This window comes from Methylosinus sporium (assembly GCF_003113265.1).
Lineage (GTDB): Bacteria > Pseudomonadota > Alphaproteobacteria > Rhizobiales > Beijerinckiaceae > Methylosinus > Methylosinus sporium.
Genome location: NZ_PUIV01000032.1, coordinates 1 through 17,586, shown reverse-complemented (window position 1 = coordinate 17,586; position 17,586 = coordinate 1). Strand labels below are relative to the sequence as shown.

At 64.0% G+C, this 17,586-nt stretch carries 19 protein-coding genes; 6 read left to right on the top strand and 13 right to left on the bottom strand.

What is annotated here, in order from left to right:
- The 11 genes from C5689_RS15605 to C5689_RS15555 form a co-directional block, all read right to left on the bottom strand.
- On the bottom strand, positions 1-711 hold the full coding sequence (locus tag C5689_RS15605) for a glutathione S-transferase family protein (RefSeq protein WP_108918181.1): 711 nt from the start codon (positions 709-711) through the stop codon (positions 1-3).
- Positions 712-1,079: 368 nt separating this feature from the next.
- Positions 1,080-1,733, bottom strand: coding sequence for a phosphoribosylglycinamide formyltransferase (purN, locus tag C5689_RS15600; protein ID WP_108918180.1), 654 nt, complete (start codon positions 1,731-1,733; stop codon positions 1,080-1,082).
- The gene (purM, locus tag C5689_RS15595; protein ID WP_108918179.1) at positions 1,730-2,797 is read right to left on the bottom strand and encodes a phosphoribosylformylglycinamidine cyclo-ligase; all 1,068 of its coding nucleotides are present in this window, start codon (positions 2,795-2,797) and stop codon (positions 1,730-1,732) included. The genes purN and purM overlap by 4 nt, the downstream gene beginning before the upstream one ends.
- Before the next feature lie 141 nt (positions 2,798-2,938).
- Positions 2,939-3,307: a HesB/IscA family protein gene (locus C5689_RS15590; RefSeq protein WP_024880062.1), complete on the bottom strand. Its 369-nt coding sequence runs from the start codon at positions 3,305-3,307 to the stop codon at positions 2,939-2,941.
- Positions 3,308-3,364: 57 nt separating this feature from the next.
- Positions 3,365-3,790, bottom strand: a complete 426-nt coding sequence (locus C5689_RS15585) for a VOC family protein (RefSeq protein WP_108918178.1) — start codon at positions 3,788-3,790, stop codon at positions 3,365-3,367.
- Between the two features lie 15 nt (positions 3,791-3,805).
- A complete protein-coding gene (locus C5689_RS15580) occupies positions 3,806-4,162 on the bottom strand; it encodes an iron-sulfur cluster assembly protein (RefSeq protein ID WP_026598750.1) in 357 nt (118 codons plus the stop codon).
- Between the two features lie 69 nt (positions 4,163-4,231).
- Entirely contained in the window at positions 4,232-5,482 is a 1,251-nt protein-coding gene (locus C5689_RS15575; RefSeq protein ID WP_108918177.1) for a cysteine desulfurase, read from the bottom strand.
- The gene (sufD, locus tag C5689_RS15570) at positions 5,479-6,813 is read right to left on the bottom strand and encodes a Fe-S cluster assembly protein SufD (RefSeq protein ID WP_108918176.1); all 1,335 of its coding nucleotides are present in this window, start codon (positions 6,811-6,813) and stop codon (positions 5,479-5,481) included. The genes C5689_RS15575 and sufD overlap by 4 nt, the downstream gene beginning before the upstream one ends.
- Complete coding sequence (gene sufC / locus C5689_RS15565; protein ID WP_018265276.1) at positions 6,794-7,543, bottom strand: Fe-S cluster assembly ATPase SufC; 750 nt, start codon at positions 7,541-7,543, stop codon at positions 6,794-6,796. The genes sufD and sufC overlap by 20 nt, the downstream gene beginning before the upstream one ends.
- 140 nt (positions 7,544-7,683) lie before the next feature.
- Complete coding sequence (sufB, locus tag C5689_RS15560; RefSeq protein WP_108918175.1) at positions 7,684-9,153, bottom strand: Fe-S cluster assembly protein SufB; 1,470 nt, start codon at positions 9,151-9,153, stop codon at positions 7,684-7,686.
- Positions 9,154-9,220: 67 nt separating this feature from the next.
- Entirely contained in the window at positions 9,221-10,381 is a 1,161-nt protein-coding gene (locus C5689_RS15555; protein ID WP_108918174.1) for a cysteine desulfurase family protein, read from the bottom strand.
- A gap of 301 nt (positions 10,382-10,682) precedes the next feature.
- On the opposite strand from C5689_RS15555, the gene C5689_RS15550 reads away from it, so the two are divergent.
- A complete protein-coding gene (locus C5689_RS15550; RefSeq protein WP_108918173.1) occupies positions 10,683-11,357 on the top strand; it encodes an alpha/beta hydrolase in 675 nt (224 codons plus the stop codon).
- A gap of 301 nt (positions 11,358-11,658) precedes the next feature.
- On the opposite strand, the gene C5689_RS15545 is transcribed toward C5689_RS15550, so the two are convergent.
- Positions 11,659-12,198 (bottom strand): redoxin family protein, encoded by a 540-nt coding sequence (locus C5689_RS15545; protein ID WP_244594743.1) that lies wholly within the window; start codon positions 12,196-12,198, stop codon positions 11,659-11,661.
- A gap of 246 nt (positions 12,199-12,444) precedes the next feature.
- Here C5689_RS15545 and C5689_RS15540 point away from each other — a divergent pair, with 246 nt between their 5' ends.
- A complete protein-coding gene (locus C5689_RS15540) occupies positions 12,445-12,888 on the top strand; it encodes a hypothetical protein (RefSeq protein WP_108918172.1) in 444 nt (147 codons plus the stop codon).
- 100 nt (positions 12,889-12,988) lie between these two features.
- Here the strand turns inward: C5689_RS15540 and C5689_RS15535 are convergent, their stop codons facing one another.
- Positions 12,989-14,104, bottom strand: coding sequence for an anhydro-N-acetylmuramic acid kinase (locus tag C5689_RS15535; RefSeq protein WP_108918171.1), 1,116 nt, complete (start codon positions 14,102-14,104; stop codon positions 12,989-12,991).
- 147 nt (positions 14,105-14,251) lie between these two features.
- Here C5689_RS15535 and nhaA point away from each other — a divergent pair, with 147 nt between their 5' ends.
- The 4 genes from nhaA to C5689_RS15515 all read left to right on the top strand — a co-directional run bounded on the left by nhaA (position 14,252) and on the right by C5689_RS15515 (position 17,467).
- Positions 14,252-15,451: a Na+/H+ antiporter NhaA gene (nhaA, locus tag C5689_RS15530; RefSeq protein ID WP_167398732.1), complete on the top strand. Its 1,200-nt coding sequence runs from the start codon at positions 14,252-14,254 to the stop codon at positions 15,449-15,451.
- 46 nt (positions 15,452-15,497) lie between these two features.
- Positions 15,498-15,836: a hypothetical protein gene (locus C5689_RS15525; protein WP_108918170.1), complete on the top strand. Its 339-nt coding sequence runs from the start codon at positions 15,498-15,500 to the stop codon at positions 15,834-15,836.
- A 103-nt stretch (positions 15,837-15,939) separates the two neighbouring features.
- Positions 15,940-16,302, top strand: coding sequence for a magnesium transporter CorA family protein (locus tag C5689_RS15520; RefSeq protein WP_108918169.1), 363 nt, complete (start codon positions 15,940-15,942; stop codon positions 16,300-16,302).
- A gap of 430 nt (positions 16,303-16,732) precedes the next feature.
- Positions 16,733-17,467 carry an FkbM family methyltransferase gene (locus tag C5689_RS15515; protein WP_108918168.1) on the top strand — a complete coding sequence of 245 codons (735 nt, stop codon included), beginning with the start codon at positions 16,733-16,735 and terminating at the stop codon, positions 17,465-17,467.
- The last annotated feature ends 119 nt before the right edge of the window (positions 17,468-17,586 follow it).

Here is a 17,586-nt window from a genome sequence, read left to right as displayed (position 1 = left end):
TCAGGCCGCGACATAATTCGGAAAATAGGCGGCGAGCAGCCTGTCTCGGTAAGCCACGAGATTGGGCTTGCTCGCCACCGCGTCGCGGAGCGGCGATTCGAGTTCGGGAACGAGCGATTCCGCCACCATGGCGAAGGCCGTGGCGTCGGCTGCACTCGGCGCCGCGCCGAAGAGATAGGGCTTGTCGCCGAGCAGAATTGAGAGCGCGTCCACGTCGCGACGCGCCAATTCGGCGAGCTCCTCATTCGAATGCCGCCCGAGGCCCTGCGCCGTGAGGCAGCGGGCGATCTTCTTTCGGATCAGCGCCTTTATGAGCGGGCGAACGAGCGCCGGAACGCGCGCGAAAAATTTCGCCGGACCACGCTCGAAATTGCCATCGTCGATCCAGCGGGCCTGCACCATCAGCCAATAATAATGTTCTTCCAGCATTTTCTCGACGGCCCAGCCGGCGGCGCGCTGCTCCGGCGTGAGGCCTGCGTCGAAATCCATGCCATAGGTCTTTTCGAGATAGAGGCGGATAAAGGTGGAATCGGCGACGATTTTTCCCTCGTCATCGATATAAGGCAGCTTGCCCTTGGGTGCGCGGCCGTAGCCGGAGTGATCTTCGCTGTATCGAAGACCGGCGAATTTCAGCAGCGCCATGGTCTTGAGCACAAAGGGGCTTGCATCCGGAAGGCCGAAATAAGGGCCGAACGAGTATAATTTTATCATTGTCGAAACCTCTTTGCGGAAGCCACTTCGAGAATATGATCGAGAAGCTGCAAAGACCCTATTCTCGACGGGCAAAGGCAAGTAAGTCTCGTATCTTTGCGTTAACATTGGGGCTGATCCGCGCGCGATGGCGGCGAGGGCGATATGATGACGAAACGCTGGGTCGACTGGGGGGCTAGGGCGACAGGCTTGCTGGCGCTCGCGATTCTGCTCGTAGCGACGCCCTTCGATGGCGCGCTCGGCCTCGCCAAGCTTTTGGCTTTCGGCGTCTATCTCTGCTGGTTCGCGCTTCCGAGCCCCTGCAAGGGCGGCGCGTCCTATCCCTTCGGCCATGGTTTTGGCCCGGGCGCCGCGTGCCCGCGCAGGGATCAGCCGGAGAAGGGGACAGTGAGCGCCGGCTGCGGCGACGCGCTCGCGCCGAGCACGCGATTGCCCTCCGCCCTGACGGCGCCGGAGGCGACGAGCCGCAACGCCCGCGAATAGAGCAGATGCTCCTGCTCGAGCACGCGCGTCCCGAGACTCTCCGGCGTATCGGAATCGAGCACGGCGACTGCCGCCTGGGCAACGATCGGCCCCTCATCCATTTCCGGGACGACGAAATGGACCGTGCAGCCGTGAATTTTCACGCCAGCGGCGAGCGCCCGCTCATGTGTGTGCAGGCCGCGAAAGGCCGGAAGCAGGGCCGGGTGGATATTGAGCATACGCCCGCGCCATTGGCCGATGAACCAGGGCGTCAGCAGACGCATGAAGCCGGCGAGACAGAGAAACTCGATTCGATGCGTCTCCAGCACGATCTGTAGCGAGCGCTCGAACTCCTCCCGGCCGGCGTAGATCTTATGATCGACGGCGGCGACGGCGACGCCCGCCGCTTTGGCTTTGGCGAGTCCGACGGCTTCCGGGCGATTGGAGACGACGAGCGCGATCTCGGCCGGAAAATCCGGCGCGCGGGCCGCCTCGATCAGAGCGTCCATATTGGAGCCGCGCCCGGAAATGAGGATCGCAGTGCGCAGCCGCCGGCTCACAGCGGTAGATTCCCGCGCGTGACGACGCGCGGCCCGTCGCCGGTCGCCGCAATTTCGCCTATGGCGATCGGCGTCTCGCCCGCTTCGCGCAGCGCCGCGACGGCTTCGTCCGCGCCGTCTTTGGCGACGACCACGACCATGCCGATTCCGCAGTTGAATGTGCGTAGCATTTCGGCTTCCGCGACGCCGCCCGTCAGCGCGAGCCAGGAGAAGACCGGCGGCGGGCGAAATGCGCCGAGATCGAGGGAGGCGCCCAGCCCCTTCGGCAGTACGCGCGGCAGATTGTCGGGAAAGCCGCCGCCGGTAATATGGGCGAGGGCGAGAATTTTCTCGCTGCGCTTCAACGCCGCGAGCAGCGGCTTCACATAGATGCGCGTCGGCGTGAGCAGCGCCTCGGCCAGCGTCCTCCCGGCGGCGAAGGGCGCGGGCGCGTCCCAGGCGAGGCCCGACTCGGCGACGATGCGGCGAATGAGCGAGAAGCCGTTGGAATGGGCGCCGGAGGAGGGCAGGCCGAACAGAAGATCGCCTTCCCTCACCTCGGCGCGCGGCAGCAGGCGGGAGCGCTCGGCCGCGCCGACGGCGAAGCCCGCGAGATCATAATCGCCCTTGGAATAGAGGCCCGGCATTTCCGCCGTCTCGCCGCCGAGCAGCGCGCAGCCGGCCTCGACGCAGCCGGCGGCGATCCCCGAGACGACGGCCGCCGCGGCGCCCGGCTCGAGCTTGCCACTCGCGTAATAGTCGAGGAAAAACAGAGGCTCGGCGCCCTGCACGACGAGATCGTTGACGCACATTGCGACGAGATCGACGCCGATCGTGTCATGAAGGCCGGACTCGATCGCGATCTTGATCTTGGTGCCGACGCCGTCGTTGGCGGCGACCAGAACGGGATCGGAAAAACCCGCCGCCTTGAGGTCGAAGAGGCCGCCGAAGCCGCCGATCTCGCCATCCGCGCCTGGCCGGCGCGTCGAGCGCACGGCGGGGCGGATGAGGTCCACCAGCCGATTTCCGGCGTCTATGTCGACGCCGGCCTGGGCGTAAGTGAGACCTTTTTGTCCTGCCGCCATTGCGATATCCCGCGCTCGATTTCGAGCCTGCGGCCTAGCGCCTTACGCGGCTGGGCGCAATCCGTTTTGCGGGTGTCGCGGGGCAGAGCGAAGGACGATTTTTCCGACCGCCTCGTCGCCTCCGCTCCGCGCGAGACGGACTCAGCCGCTCACATGCTTCTCGACCGCGCTCGGATCGACCGGGTTGAGCTCCACGCTCTCGCCGCAGCCGCAGGCCGAGGTCTGGTTCGGGTTCTGGAACACGAAGCTCGACGAGAATTGCTGCACATCGAGATCCATGCGCGTGCCGAGCAGATAGATGACCGCCTGGCCGGCGACGATGACGCGCGCGCCTTTTTCCTCGATCACCTCGTCGCCCGGCGAGGGCTCGGCCAACTCCATCTTATAGGCCATGCCGGCGCAACCGCTCTTCTCCACGGAGATGCGCAGGCCGATATTGGCGTTCTCGGCGCCGGCGAGCAGGCCGCGCACGCGCTCCGCCGCGGAATCGCTGAGGCTCATGACGTTCATCTGTTCGCTCCCTACATCCCTTCGTCTGCCGCGTGAATGCGCGGCCCGACGTCGCGATCAATAATTCTTCCATATGCCCGGCGTCGCCAGCTCGACGAGATTGTCGTCGGGATCGCGGAAATAGAGGCTCCGCCCGCCGCGCGGCCACTCCATCCGCGCTTCGATCGGCACATTCCTCTCTGCGAGCCGCCGCTCCCACAGGCCGAGATCGTCGGGCCGGATCGCGAGCGCGAAATGCAGGCGCCCGCGACCTTCGTGCGGCGGTATCTCGCCCCCCGGCAGAACCACCGCCTCGCTCATTGTTTCCCGCGCGAACAACAAAAGCACGCTGCGCGGGCCGCAATCATAGGCTATGAGCCGCTGATCGGCGAACATTGGCTCGAGGCCGAGCGCGTCCTCATAGAAATGCGAGGCGCGCGCCAAATCCTCGACATAGAGAGCCGTCTCGAGACACCCGTCGATCTTCGGCGCGGGCGCGTCCATCGGCTCTCCTCACTCTCACCACATATCGAGCGTCATGCGCGCTTCGTCCGACATGCGGCTCTGGTCCCATGGCGGCTCGAAGACGAGCTTGACGATGACGGCCATCACGCCCGGCACGAGGCTCACCGAGCTCTGCACCTGCTCGACGATCTGGCCGGCGACGGGACAGCCCGGCGCAGTCAAGGTCATGTCGATATAGACGACGTCCTCGGGCGTGATGTCGATATTGTAAATCAGGCCGAGCTCGAAAATATCGGCGGGGATCTCGGGATCCTGCACGGTCTTCAGCGCGGCGACAATGCCTTGCGTCAGCCGTTCGACCTCTTCCTTCGATCGGCCCGCGGGCAGGGACTGCTGCTCATCCCGTGTCAGCTCCCGACCGGTCACGACTTCCTGCGGCTCCACCGCGTCATCGGTCTTGGTCACGATTCTGTCTCCTCATCAAGAAAACAGCGCCTTTGCTTTCAGCAGCGCTTCCGCCAGGCGGTCGACCTCGTCGCGCGTATTATACATTGCGAAAGAAGCGCGGCAGGTGGAGGTGACGTTGAAGCGCTGCAACAGCGGCATGGCGCAATGGGTTCCGGCGCGAACGGCGACGCCGGAGCGGTCGATGACGGTCGCTATGTCGTGAGCATGGGCCTCAGGCATGTCGAAAGCGACGATCGGTCCCTTGTCCTTGGCGTGACCGAAGATTCGAAGCCCCGGTATATCGGAGAGGCGCTCATGCGCATAGGCGGTGAGGTCGGCCTCATGGGCGCGGATCGCCGGGCGGCCGATCTTCTGCATATATTCGAGCGCCGCGCCGAGCCCCGCCGCCTGCACGATGGGCGGCGTGCCGGCCTCGAAGCGATGCGGCGGCGTGTTGTAGGTCACATAGTCGCGCGTGACCGTCTCGATCATCTCGCCGCCACCGGCGAAGGGCGGCAGCTTCTCGAGCCATTCGCGCTTGCCATAGAGAGCGCCGATGCCAGTCGGTCCGTAGAGCTTATGGCCGGTGACGATGTAGAAATCGACGTCCAGCGCGCGCACGTCGACATCGAGATGCACCGCGCCCTGCGAGCCGTCGACGAGCACCGGCACGCCATGAGAATGGGCGATGCGCACGATATCGGCGATCGGCGTCGGCGCCGCCAGCACATTGGACATATGCGTCAGCGCGACAATCTTGGTCTTCGGCGTGATGAGCTTCTCGAAATCCTCGAGCGAGAAGACGCCGTCATCGTCGGTCTCGATCCATTTCAGCACCGCGCCCTTGCGCTCGCGCAGGAAATGCCAGGGCACGATATTGGAGTGGTGTTCCATGATCGAGAGGATGATCTCATCGCCCTCGCCGATATGGGCGAGGCCATAAGAGGAGGCGACGAGATTGATCGCCTCCGTCGCGCCGCGCGTGAAGATGATCTCCTCGCGATTCTCCGCGTTGAGGAAGCGGCGCAAAGTCTCGCGCGCGCCCTCATAGGCGTCGGTCGCCGCATTGGCGAGATAATGCAGGCCGCGATGCACATTGGCGTATTCGTGCTCGTAGACCTGGGAGATGCGCTCGATCACTTGCCGCGGCTTCTGCGCCGAGGCGGCGTTGTCGAGATAGACGAGATCCTTGCCATAGGGCTTCTCGGCGAGGATCGGAAAGTCGCGGCGGATCGCCTCGACATCATAGGCGGGCGTGGCCTCGGCCAAGAGCGGCTGGTTCACTTCGCTCCCCCTCGCTTGCCGAGCCAGCTGCGGATGCGCTCGAAATAGATGTCGCGCACCGCTTCCTCGCCGAGCGCCTCGACGATCTCGCCGGCGAAGCCTTCGATCAGCAGCGCCTCGGCCTCATGCTTGGGCAGGCCGCGCGCTACCAGATAGAAGAGCTGGTCGGCGTCGAGGCGTCCGCAAGTGGCGCCATGGCCGCAAACGACGTCGTCGGCGAAAATCTCCAGCTCCGGCTTATTGTTCATCGTGGCGTTCTCGCTGAGCAGCAGAGCCCGCGACTGCATGGAGCCGTCGGTCTTCTGCGCGCCCGGGCGCACCACCACCTTGCCTTGGAACACGCCGGTCGACTGACCGTCGAGCACGCTGCGGAAACGCTCGCGGCTCTGGCAATGAGCCGCGGCATGTTCGACGACGAGCGTCGTATCCGCGTGATCCTTGCCGCCGAGCAGGGAGATTCCGTCGAGCGAGACGCTCGCCTCCTCGCCGGCGAGCCGCGCGAAGATCTGCCGGCGCACCAAGCCGCCGCCTTCGACGAAGCCGAGCGATTTGAACGCGGCTTTCGCCTGCGCCGTGATCAGCAGGCTGAACAGGCGGATGGCGGATTCCGATTGCGGGCCGATGTCGGCGATATGCTCGACCTCGGCGCCCGCGCCGATCGCGAAAGCGAGAACGTGGTTCTCCTGCGCGCCGGAGGGCGAGAGGGCGAGCGAGGTCTCGACGATCTTCGCCTTGGCGCCGTCGCCGACGATGACGAGCGAGCGCGTGAAGGAGGAGCAGGCCTCGCCGCCGGAGGAGAGCAACAATATCTCGATCGTCTCGGCGACTTCTGTCGCCGGAGCGATGCGCAGCACCACGCCGTCCTGCATCAGCGCCGCATTGAGAGCGATGACGGCGTCGGCCCCGGCGTTCTCCGGCAGGCCCAGCGCCGTGAGGACGGAAGCGTCCTCCTTGGCGAGGACATCGGCGAGAGAGGAGAGCTCGACGCCGGCCGGCAGAGACGCGACATCGGACAGATCGGGACGGAAGGCGCCGTCGGCGACGACGAGACGCACACGGCCGAGGGTCGTCGGCGGCAGCGTGATCGCTCCGGGCGCGCCGAGCGGCGCGACTGTCCGCAGAGAGGCGCGCAGATCGGTGTAGTGCCACGCCTCGACGCGACGCGTCGGCAGCCCTTTGCGCGTGAAGAACTCCCACGAGGCCTGGCGCAACGCGGGCGCGCCCTTGCCCTTCATCGCCTCGAAGGCGCCGGCGAAGGCCGTCTCGGCCTCGCTCTTCTTGTCGATCGCCTGCACGGTCATGATCTCACCCTCACGCCGCTTCGCCGACATAATCGCGATAGCCGCTCTTCTCAAGCTCGAGCGCGAGTTCCGGCCCGCCGGTCTTCTGGATCTTGCCCTTGGCCATCACATGCACAGTGTCCGGCTTGATGTAGTCGAGCAGGCGCTGATAATGGGTGATGACGAGGAAGCCGCGGTTCGGCGAGCGCAGCGCGTTCACGCCTTCGGAGACGATGCGCAGAGCGTCGATGTCGAGGCCGGAGTCGGTCTCGTCGAGAATGCCGAATTTGGGCTGCAGCAGGCTCATCTGCAGAATGTCCATGCGCTTCTTCTCGCCGCCGGAGAAGCCGACGTTGAGCGCGCGCTTCAGCATGTCCATGTTGATGCCGAGCTTGGTGGAGGCCTCGCGGATCAGCTTCATGAAGTCCGGCGTCTGCAGCTCTTCCTCGCCGCGCGAGCGGCGCTGCGCGTTCACGGCGGCCTTGAGGAAGGTCATCGTCGCGACGCCCGGAATCTCGACTGGATATTGGAAGGCGAGGAACACGCCCTTGGCGGCGCGCTCATGCGGCTCGAGGCCCAGAATATTCTCGCCGTCGAGCAGCACCTCGCCCTCGGTGACGTCATAGCCCTCGCGGCCGGAGATGACATAGGAGAGCGTGGATTTGCCGGTGCCGTTCGGCCCCATGATGGCCGCCACTTCGCCGTCCTTCACCGTGAGGTTCAGCCCGTCGAGAATTTTACGCTCGCCGATGGAGACGTGGAGATTCTTGATTTCGATCATGGTGTCGTCCTGTTGGCTGTTCGCTGTCGTGCGAGGGACGTTGCAAATCGGAGGCCGCTCAATCGGGGCCGTTTCGTCGCCCGCCTGCCTCGTAAAGAGGCGCTCAATAAACGCAGAGCGCCTCTTTGCTCATCGATACGTCAACCGACGCTGCCTTCGAGGCTCACTGCAATCAGTTTCTGCGCTTCCACTGCGAATTCCATCGGCAGCTTCTGCAGAACGTCGCGCACGAAACCATTGACGATGAGCGCCGTCGCCTCTTCTTCGGAGAGGCCGCGCTGCATGCAATAGAACAGCTGGTCCTCGGAGATTTTCGACGTCGTCGCCTCATGCTCGAACACGGCGGAGGCGTTCTTCGACTCGAGATAGGGCACAGTATGCGCGCCGCATTTGTCGCCGATGAGCAGGCTGTCGCAATTTGTGAAATTGCGCGCGCCTTCCGCCTTGCGATGCGCCGACACCTGTCCACGATAGGTGTTCTGCGAATTGCCGGCCGAAATGCCCTTGGAGATGATGCGGCTCTTGGTGTTCTTGCCGAGATGGATCATCTTCGTGCCGCTGTCGACCTGCTGATAGCCGTTCGACACTGCGATCGAATAGAACTCGCCTTGCGAATTATCGCCGCGCAGAATGCACGACGGATATTTCCACGTCACCGCGGAGCCCGTCTCCACCTGCGTCCAGGAGATATGCGAGTTCTTGCCGCGGCAATCGCCGCGCTTCGTCACGAAGTTGTAGATGCCGCCCTTGCCCTCGCTGTCGCCGGGATACCAGTTCTGCACCGTCGAATATTTGATCTCGGCGTCGTCGAGAGCGACGAGCTCGACCACGGCGGCGTGCAGCTGGTTCTCGTCGCGCTTCGGGGCCGTGCAGCCTTCGAGATAGCTGACATAGGAGCCGGCGTCGGCGATGATCAGCGTGCGCTCGAACTGTCCCGTGTTCTTCTCGTTGATGCGGAAATAGGTCGACAGCTCCATCGGGCAGCGTACGCCCGGCGGGATGTAGACGAAAGACCCGTCCGAGAAGACGGCGGAGTTCAGCGTGGCGTAGAAATTATCCGTCACCGGAACGACTGAGCCGAGATATTTGCGCACCAGCTCGGGATGCTCGCGCACCGCTTCCGAGATCGGGCAGAAGATCACGCCGGCCTTGGAGAGCTCCTCGCGGAAGGTCGTCGCCACCGAGACCGAGTCGAACACCGCGTCCACAGCGACCTTGCGCTGCTCGACGCCGGCGAGCGCCTCCTGCTCGCGCAGCGGAATGCCGAGCTTCTCATAGGTGCGCAGCAGCTCCGGATCGACCTCGTCCAGCGACTTGGGGCCGGGCGTCGATTTCGGCGCGGAATAGTAATAGAGGTCCTGATAGTCGATCGCGGGATAATCGACGCGAGCCCATTTGGGCTCCTCCATCGTCAGCCAGCGCCGATAGGCCTCGAGCCGCCACTCGGTCAGCCATTCGGGCTCGTTCTTCTTTGCCGAAATGAAGCGGACGATATCCTCGCTGAGGCCCTTCGGGGCCTTTTCGGATTCGATATCGGTGGTGAAGCCGTATTTATATGCGTCGACGTCGATCTCTTCGACGCGCGCCACCGTCTCCTGGCGAGCCGCCATTTGTCCTCTCCTCGTCTCGACGGGTTCAAGGCCCGCCGGCCGAAATTAGAGCCGCCTAAGCCGCCCTTCAGGCGGCCGTCCGCCGCGCCCTGATCCTCTTTGCGACCCCTGCAAAAGCGATACCAAACAAATCTACATGCTCCTCCGTCGAACTCCAGCCCAAACTCGCCCTGAGCGCGGCTTTGTCCTCGAGGCCCATAGCGGCGAGCACATGGGAGGCTTTCACCTTGCCCGAGGAGCAGGCCGAGCCGGAGGAGAGCGCGATCCCTTCGACGTCCAGCGCCATCAGCAAGGTCTGCGCTTTCTGGCCCGGGGTCAGAAAGGCGGAGGTATTGGCGAGCCTCGGGCCTTTCGCGCTGAGAAACATGGCTTCCGGCCAGATTTCCGCGACTTTCGCCTCCAGTCGGTCGCGCAGCGCGCCGAGCCTTTCGGCCTCCGCTTCCATGCTGTCTTTCGCGACTGCGAAAGCCGCGGCGAAGCCGGCGATGGCGGCCACATTCTCGGTTCCGGCGCGGCGTCCGCCCTCCTGGCCGCCGCCGCGCAAAAGCGCCTCTCTGATATGGAGCCGGTCCTCCGCGAACGCCAGTGCTCCGGCGCCCATAGGTCCCCCGATCTTATGTGAGGAAAAGAACAAAGCATCGGCCGGCCGGGCCGCGAATGTGGTCTCCAGCCGTCCGACCGCCTGGGTGGCGTCGCAGACCAGAAGCCCGCCTGCCGCATGGACGAGATCGGCCGCCGCGGCGACCGGCTGTATGGCTCCGGTCTCATTGTTGGCGGCCTGCAGGGCGAGCAGAATTCGTCTGCCTTTGTTGCGCTGCAGCGTATCGGCCAGCGCATCGAGCGACAGGGCGCCTTCCGCGTCGAGCCCGATGGTCTCGGCGCGCGCGGCGGGGAAACGATGGCCGGCCAGAACGGCCGGATGCTCGCCGGCGCCGAGGAGCAGCAGATCGATCTCCGCCGTAGTTTGGTCTCGTTGTAAGAAAGGCGTCAAAATCAGATTGGCGGCCTCGGTCGAGCCGGACGTGAAGACGACATTGCGCGATTTCGTCCCAAGTCCCGCGGCGATTTCACTGCGCGCCTCCTCGATCAGCGCGCGGGCGGCTCGGCCTTCGGCATGGACGGAGGACGGATTGCCGAGCGTCTCCAGCGCCGCGAGCATGGCGTCGCGCGCCTGCGGCCGCAGCGGCGTGGTGGCGTTGTGATCGAGATAGGCGCGCGGTGCGGACATGAGGCGAAGCTAATCGTTCCGCAACGAGAATGGGAGAGGCCTGCGGCCGGCGAATTGCGATCTCGGCCGAGCTCGCGATCGGTCGGACAGAAAGCGCCGCGACCTTCAAAACTCTTGCATCTAGCGAGGTCACACATGCTAGAAGGCCCGCTCGGCCGTCAAAGGGCCGCGGGTTCGGAGCGCGCCGGACGCGCGGACGCCCGAAAGGGGCGCTCCGGCCGGAGCATAACGCATTTTCGGCCCTGGCGAAAACCGCTCGGCCGCATAGGGCGTTTTTCGCGCGGGGGAGACGAGGAACTCAATGCCCGAGGTCATTTTCACCGGCCCTGCCGGCCGGCTCGAAGGCCGCTTTCATCAATCGGCGCAGCGCGGCGCGCCGATCGCCATCGTGCTGCATCCGCATCCGCAATTCGGCGGCACGATGAATAATCAGATCGTCTATCATCTCTATTACGCTTTCGCCGAGCGCGGCTTTTCCGTGCTGCGCTTCAATTTCCGGGGCGTCGGCCGCAGCCAGGGTGCTTTCGATCACGGAGCCGGCGAGCTCTCGGACGCCGCGGCCGCGCTGGATTGGGCGCAGGCCGTCAATCCGGAGGCGCGCGCCTGCTGGATCGCCGGCGTCTCCTTCGGCTCCTGGATCGGGATGCAATTGCTGATGCGCCGGCCGGAGATAGAGGGCTTCGTCTCGGTCGCGCCGCCGGCCAATCGATTCGATTTCTCGTTTCTGGCGCCGTGCCCGTCATCGGGCCTGTTCATCCATGGCGACATAGATCGCGTGGCGCCGCTCAAGGAAGTGACCGGCCTCATCGAGAAGCTCAAGACGCAGAAGGGCATCGTCATCGAGCACGCCGTCGTGCAGGGGGCGAACCATTTCTTCGAGAACCGCATCGAGCCGCTGATCGCTCATGTCGATTCCTATCTCGACAAGCGTCTCGGCAATCCGCCGCGCATCGCCATTCCCGCGCGTGGCGACTGACGACGGTCGAAGAGCCGAAAGGGGAGCGCGACGCTATGCGGGCGTCGTGCATTTTCATGTCTGCGGCAGGGAGCGCTCCCGCCGTCCCCACGATCCGCTGAGACGGGGCCGGGGCGGGCCGGATGGCGGGGCGCGGTCTCGAGAAAGAGAGCCGCGAACCGGCGGGAGCGGGAGAAGACTCTTCTCTACGCGCTCCGAGCTCAAGTTAAATTTTGTCAATATTGGAAGAGGCGCGGAATAAACGCCGCCGCCTGACGCTCAATTCTTTATTACGAAAATTTAATGTGCGCATTCGACGCTCTCACGCGCCCTTGGCCAGCGCCGGCAGCACGCGGGTCGCGATCGCGTCTTCGTCGATCGGTCCGAGAATCGCGATATCGATCTTCGGACCCGGCGCCACGACGAAGCTCGCCGGAACGCCGCGCGCGCCGAGCGCCCGCTGGAGCAAGGCGCGCTCGTCCCGTCCGACCGCGACAAACGGATTGCCATGCTCAGCCAAAAATCTGCGGGCGTGGTCGGGATCGTCCTTCACATTGGCGCCGTAGATGGCGACGCCTTTTTGCGCCAGCGCCATCACCAGATGATGCTCGGCCCGGCAACTCGGGCAATAGGAGGCCCAAAGATAGAGCAGGGCGTGCTTGTCAGCGAGATCGGCGGATGCAAATCCGGGCGTCGGACGCCCATCGGCGAAAGTCAGCCCCGGCGTCGGCGGCAGGTCGAAAGCCTCGATCGACAGAGTGTTGAAGAAGCGGACAGAGAGATCTTTTCTCGACCAGACTTCCGCGCCGACAGCCGCCAGCCCGAAAGCAGCCAATAGCAGGCCGCGCCGGCTTGTGGTCATGCGTCTGTCGTCATTGGTGGCCGCGCGCATCTTCGCTCCTGCATTCGCCTCGCCGCAGCTTGGATTGGAAACCTTCAATATGGAATGAACAGGGCGGCGCGTGCGAGGCGGCTGGTTCTTGACAATTGCGATTGTCCTGCTTCATCGTTTCTGAACGATTGCTTCTCCCTACGCGCGGAGAGTGGGGCGGCGCCGAATTGTTCCGCGGAAAATCTTCGATATGCGGCCGATTTCAGGAGGCTCTTCATGAAAATTTCGAGACGATGGCGTTGCGTCGCAATCCTATTCGCTCTGGCGCTGGCGGGTTGCAACGTCGGACCACAGGTCAGTTTCGCCAATGGCGGCAGCGAGATTCTCATCCGACGGGAGGCGACGGTCGCGTCGGGCGCGCTCGTGCGCCTCCACACTCTGAGCAATAATATCGATCCGGACTGCTCCAGCATTCGCCGCGCCGACGTTCGCGTCGCGCGGGAACCGCAGCACGGGCGTCTGACGATCGTGAGGTCGGTGGTTTATCCGGGCTTTTCACCCGGCAATCCGCGCGCGCATTGCAATGGCAAAGGGACGCAGGGCGCCAAGGTCGAATATCGCTCCACGCCCGGTTTTCAGGGCGAAGACCTCGTCGAATATGAGATTTGGACATTCAACGGCGGGCGCCTGCGGTACACGGCCGTGATTCACGTCCTTTAGAGTGTCCGTTCCAGCCGAAGTGGACACCGGTTCGGCGTTGGAAACGCGTCAAAACAAAGGCCGAGAGTCATTCCGTGTTTCAATGAAACACGGAATGACTCTAGCGCATCGTCCGATCGGATCGGACAATCCGGCCGCCCTTGGTCGGCGCGCTCACCCCGGTCGTTCCGGGGAAGGTCAGCGGCAGGCCGTTCAGCACACGCACCGCGAGAAAGGCGAAGGCCTGCGCCTCGATCGCATCGCCCATCCAGCCGACCTCGGCCGCGGTGGCGACCGGGCAGGGGAGGCGGCGGGCGAGCTCGCCCATCAGCGTCGGATTATGCACGCCGCCGCCGCAGATGATCGCGCGCGCCGGAGCAGAAGGCCTCTGCCCGAAGGCGAGAGCGAGCGAGGCCGCAGTGAAGGCGGTCAGCGTCGCGGCCGCGTCCTCGACCGAGAGCTTATTTGTTAAGTGAAATGAAAAATCATTTCTATCCAATGATTTCGGATAGGTTTTTTGAAAATATGGATGAAGAAGGAGCGATTGCAGAACGGCCTCGTCGACGCGCCCTTTGGCGGCGGTCGCGCCGTCGCGATCGACCGGCTGGCCGGTTCGCGCGAGCATGACATCGTCGATGAGCGCATTGCCAGGACCGGTGTCGAAGGCGACGGGCTCGGCCGCGCCATCGACGAAAGTGACATTGGCGACGCCGCCTATGTTGATCACGGCGGCCGGCCCTGCGATCCCGCTCGCTGCAACCAGAGCGCGATGATAGGCCGGAACCAATGGCGCGCCTTCGCCACCGGCGGCCACATCGTCGGCGCGAAAATCAAAGGTGACATCGACGCCGAGCCGCTCGGCCAGCGTCTTCGCGTCGCCGATCTGGACGGTCAGCCGGCGCTCGGGCCGGTGCAGGACCGTCTGCCCGTGAAAACCGATGATATCGACGGCGGCCGGATCGAGCTTCTCGTCGCGCAGGAACGATTCGACCGCCTGCGCATGGCGCTCGGTGATCAGACGCTCGGCCGCGCCGACCGCGCCCGGCCGCGCCTCGCGGTCGGCGAGCCGCGTCGCATCGGCGAGGGCGGCGCGAAGCAGATCGCGATCGGCTTCGGAATAAGGGAAAAAGCCGGTCGGTCCGAAGACCAGCCGCGCTTCGCCGTCCGTGTCGAGCAAGGCCACGTCCACCCCGTCCATGGAGGTGCCGGACATGAGGCCTATGGCGCGGAGTGTCATTCGCGTCTCCTGTTGGCGTCCATATCCGCTCGCATCGATTATAGAGCGCCCGGGCGCCGATCTGGCTTTCAAATCCAGATTTCCTTGCCAGATCGGCGCAAATCGCTCAACTGTGGCGCTTCTCGTTCACCTTGGGCGGAGCGCGGCATGAAACATCATTCGCACCATGCGGAACCTTCGACGCTGCGCCGTTTTCTCGCCAGCGAAGCGGCCGGCGGCGTGGTGCTGATGGTGAGCGCGGCCGTCGCGCTGGCGCTCGCCAATTCGCCTTGGGCGTCAGCCTATCACGATCTGCTCGAGGCGCCGATCGCCGGTCATTCGACGCTGCATTGGATCAATGACGGGCTGATGGCGATATTTTTTCTGCTCGTCGGCCTCGAGATCAAGCGCGAGCTCGTCGATGGGCATTTGCGCCATTGGTCGGCGCGCGTTCTGCCGGGCGTCGGAGCCCTCGGCGGCATGGTCGCGCCGGCGCTGGTTTTCGCCTATTTCAACGCCCAATCGCCGCAAACGGCGCGCGGCTGGGCGATTCCTTCGGCGACCGACATCGCCTTCGCGCTCGGCGTGCTGGCGCTGCTCGGCGATCGCGTTCCCGGCGCATTGAAAGTGTTTCTCACCGCTCTCGCCATTCTCGACGATCTCGGCGCGATCGTCATCATTGCGGTCTTTTATGCGGGCGAGCCGTCGGCGGCGCCCCTGCTCGGCGCCGGGGTGACCTTGTTTCTGCTGCTCGGCCTCAATCTCTTCGAGGTGAAATTCCTCACGCCCTATCTGCTGCTCGGCGTGGCGCTGTGGCATTTCGTGCAGCTCAGCGGCGTCCATGCGACGCTCGCCGGCGTTCTGCTCGCCGCGATGATTCCGCTGCGCCTCTCCGGGCCGGATCCGGAGGAGCATACGCCGCTGCACCGGCTCGAGAATGCGCTCGGGCCTTTCGTCGCCTTCATCGTGCTGCCGCTCTTTGGTTTCGCCAATGCGGGCGTGGCGTTCGGCGGCGGCGATCTCGCGGCGGGCGGGGGGCCGGTTCTGCTCGGCGTGGCGCTCGGACTCTTCCTCGGCAAGCAGGCCGGGGTTTTCGCGGCGATCGCGCTGGCCATAGGGACGCGCATCGCGTCCCGGCCTCCCAAGAGCGGCTGGGGCCAGCTCTACGGCGTGTCCGTCCTCTGCGGCGTCGGCTTCACCATGAGCCTGTTCATCGGCCAGATCGCCTTCGACGCCGACGAGGGGGCGATGCGCGCGACCAAGATCGGCGTGCTCGCCGGCTCGGGCGCGTCCATTTTGCTCGGCTCACTGGCGCTGTGGATCATGTCGAAGCGCGCGTCAGCAGGACGCGCGCCGATCGATTCGTGAAAAAATAGGGTAAGCTCGATCGGCTCCATTTCAGCGAGGTCGGCTCATGGCCAATTTCAAGCTTCCTCTGTCCGGCGACGTCGCCCAGACGATCAATCCCTGGACCGCCGTCTTCAGCCCCTATGGCGGACAATTCGGGCTCATCAACATAAATCTCGGCCGCTCGAGCGCCCCTCGGGTCGAGGAGGATGTGCTCGCGGACGTCGGCAGCTACGGCAAGCAGCTCGGCCGCATCGGCGACGCTATGGCCGTGCTATTGAAGCATTTTCATCCGCAATGCGAGCTCACGGCGGAGGAGCGCGCCGCGCTCGACGCGCTGACGGCGATGCTAAACGAGATCGACGCGATCAAGCGCCGCCATGACCGGCAGGTCGCGGCGCCCTGACACAGAGCCCTGACGCGCGTGCGACGCGCCCACCACAACCTTGACAAGCGTTGCGAACCGGGTTGAACTCGAAATTATTGAATTCGAGAAAGTAGGATTTCCGATGGATCAAGTTTTCAGAGCGTCTAACAGCCCCGAGGTCATCGAGCTCTATCGGCTGATGCGCGCGCTTCTCGCGCTGCGGGACATGTTCGATGGGGCCTATGAGCGTGCGGTTTTGTCGATGCTGCCGGAGGCGACGCGTAAGCGATTCGATCGCATCGCGAATTGCGCGGACGACCATGCCGGCGTCGCCGTGGCGCGGCCGATCCTCGACGACTCTTATGACGCGCTCGAATCCGTGTTCGACGAATATAAGCATGAGGTGGCCGAGAGCCTGCTCGCCGCCGCCCTCGCGGACACGGTCGCCGATCTTCCCGAGAAATTGGGCGCTCTGGAGAAGTCTCTGCTGAGCGAGCGACTCTAGCCGGTCCAGCCGAAGTGGGCGCCGCTCGGCGTCGGAAACGCGTTGAAACAATAGCTTAGAATCTCATTCGCAAAGTATCGAGAGCGAGTCCGAAGGTTCGCGGTCCAAGGGCGCATCCCGGACAGCGAGCCTTCCTGCTCGCTCTTTCGCTTTGTTCGATCTGGTTGTCGAGAGAAGGGGCGCGGCTGGAGGCCGCGGCGGGACTTCCAAAAATGAACAAATTCATGATGTCAAACACATGGTGAGGGGTTTTTTCAGACGTCGCCCCCTCAGATTGTGCGCCCGCAGAAGCGGCCTAGAAAGAAAAGCTCGACGAGTTAAAGGGTGCCCGCGGGCAGCAAAAGGATCGCATCGAAGCTGCGGAGGCACCGACCATTCATCGAGCTGCGCGGCAAATTGCAGCGGCAGCAACGAGTAGCGAGGCGAGCGAATGAAGGTGCGTCAATATGCGAAGCATATCGTCAATTGCACAGTCGCCACACTCGGCGCGCGCGTCGTCAATGCCGAATGGGGGCCGCGCGGATTTCAAGCCGCATTTCGCCAGATCGCTAGAACAGGATGGGCGCCGGCCACAGTTCTCGACATCGGCGCATCGACCGGGAGTTGGTCACAAGAGTGCATGTCGATCTTTCCATTGGCGCGGTATTTTTTGGCAGAGCCATTGGAATACAAGCGCGAGGCGCTCAAATCTTTAGCTTCCGCCGACAATCGCGTTCGCTATTTTCTCGGAGGAATCGGCTCCAGGAACGGTCAACTCGAACTCAACGACAACGACGCACAATCGAGCTTTTTCCCCAGCCATGATTTCCATGGAGTCAAGCGGAGCGTGCCTGTGCGAACGTTGGACTCGTTCCGGGACGAGTTCGGATTCCAGGCGCCGATGCTGCTCAAGGCCGACGTTCAAGGATTCGAACTCGAAGTTTTAGAGGGCGCGAGGCAATGCTTGCCATCTGTCGATGTGATGCTGCTGGAGGTGTCATTCCGGCGCATTTACGATAATGGCCCGCTCGCGCATGAGGTGATCGCATACGCCGGGATGAACGGGTTCCGCATGTATGATTTTGTCTCGTACATGCAGCGGGGCTGCGATGGCGCGCTCTTGCAAACAGAGATCGTTTTTGTGCGGGATGGAAGCAAATTGTTCAATGACGAGCGCGCGTTTTGAGTGCGCCAAGCAAAAGAACAAGGTGCCGTCGCGGGATTGGTTGGAATTGGGTTGGCGTAGTCTCCGGGGTGCTGAACCCGGCTGATTCCAGCGTTGGAGCGCTGGAAGGAGACCACGCC

Excerpts from the sequence above, each read along its gene's own strand:
- C5689_RS15605 (WP_108918181.1), bottom strand. The coding sequence starts at position 711 with ATGATAAAATTATACTCGTTCGGCCCTTATTTCGGCCTTCCGGATGCA.
- purM (WP_108918179.1), bottom strand. The coding sequence starts at position 2,797 with ATGGCGGCAGGACAAAAAGGTCTCACTTACGCCCAGGCCGGCGTCGAC.
- C5689_RS15590 (WP_024880062.1), bottom strand. The coding sequence starts at position 3,307 with ATGAACGTCATGAGCCTCAGCGATTCCGCGGCGGAGCGCGTGCGCGGC.
- C5689_RS15585 (WP_108918178.1), bottom strand. The coding sequence starts at position 3,790 with ATGGACGCGCCCGCGCCGAAGATCGACGGGTGTCTCGAGACGGCTCTC.
- sufD (WP_108918176.1), bottom strand. The coding sequence starts at position 6,813 with ATGTCGGCGAAGCGGCGTGAGGGTGAGATCATGACCGTGCAGGCGATC.
- sufC (WP_018265276.1), bottom strand. The coding sequence starts at position 7,543 with ATGATCGAAATCAAGAATCTCCACGTCTCCATCGGCGAGCGTAAAATT.
- sufB (WP_108918175.1), bottom strand. The coding sequence starts at position 9,153 with ATGGCGGCTCGCCAGGAGACGGTGGCGCGCGTCGAAGAGATCGACGTC.
- C5689_RS15555 (WP_108918174.1), bottom strand. The coding sequence starts at position 10,381 with ATGTCCGCACCGCGCGCCTATCTCGATCACAACGCCACCACGCCGCTG.
- C5689_RS15550 (WP_108918173.1), top strand. The coding sequence starts at position 10,683 with ATGCCCGAGGTCATTTTCACCGGCCCTGCCGGCCGGCTCGAAGGCCGC.
- C5689_RS15545 (WP_244594743.1), bottom strand. The coding sequence starts at position 12,198 with ATGACCACAAGCCGGCGCGGCCTGCTATTGGCTGCTTTCGGGCTGGCG.
- C5689_RS15540 (WP_108918172.1), top strand. The coding sequence starts at position 12,445 with ATGAAAATTTCGAGACGATGGCGTTGCGTCGCAATCCTATTCGCTCTG.
- C5689_RS15535 (WP_108918171.1), bottom strand. The coding sequence starts at position 14,104 with ATGACACTCCGCGCCATAGGCCTCATGTCCGGCACCTCCATGGACGGG.
- nhaA (WP_167398732.1), top strand. The coding sequence starts at position 14,252 with ATGAAACATCATTCGCACCATGCGGAACCTTCGACGCTGCGCCGTTTT.
- C5689_RS15525 (WP_108918170.1), top strand. The coding sequence starts at position 15,498 with ATGGCCAATTTCAAGCTTCCTCTGTCCGGCGACGTCGCCCAGACGATC.
- C5689_RS15520 (WP_108918169.1), top strand. The coding sequence starts at position 15,940 with ATGGATCAAGTTTTCAGAGCGTCTAACAGCCCCGAGGTCATCGAGCTC.
- C5689_RS15515 (WP_108918168.1), top strand. The coding sequence starts at position 16,733 with ATGAAGGTGCGTCAATATGCGAAGCATATCGTCAATTGCACAGTCGCC.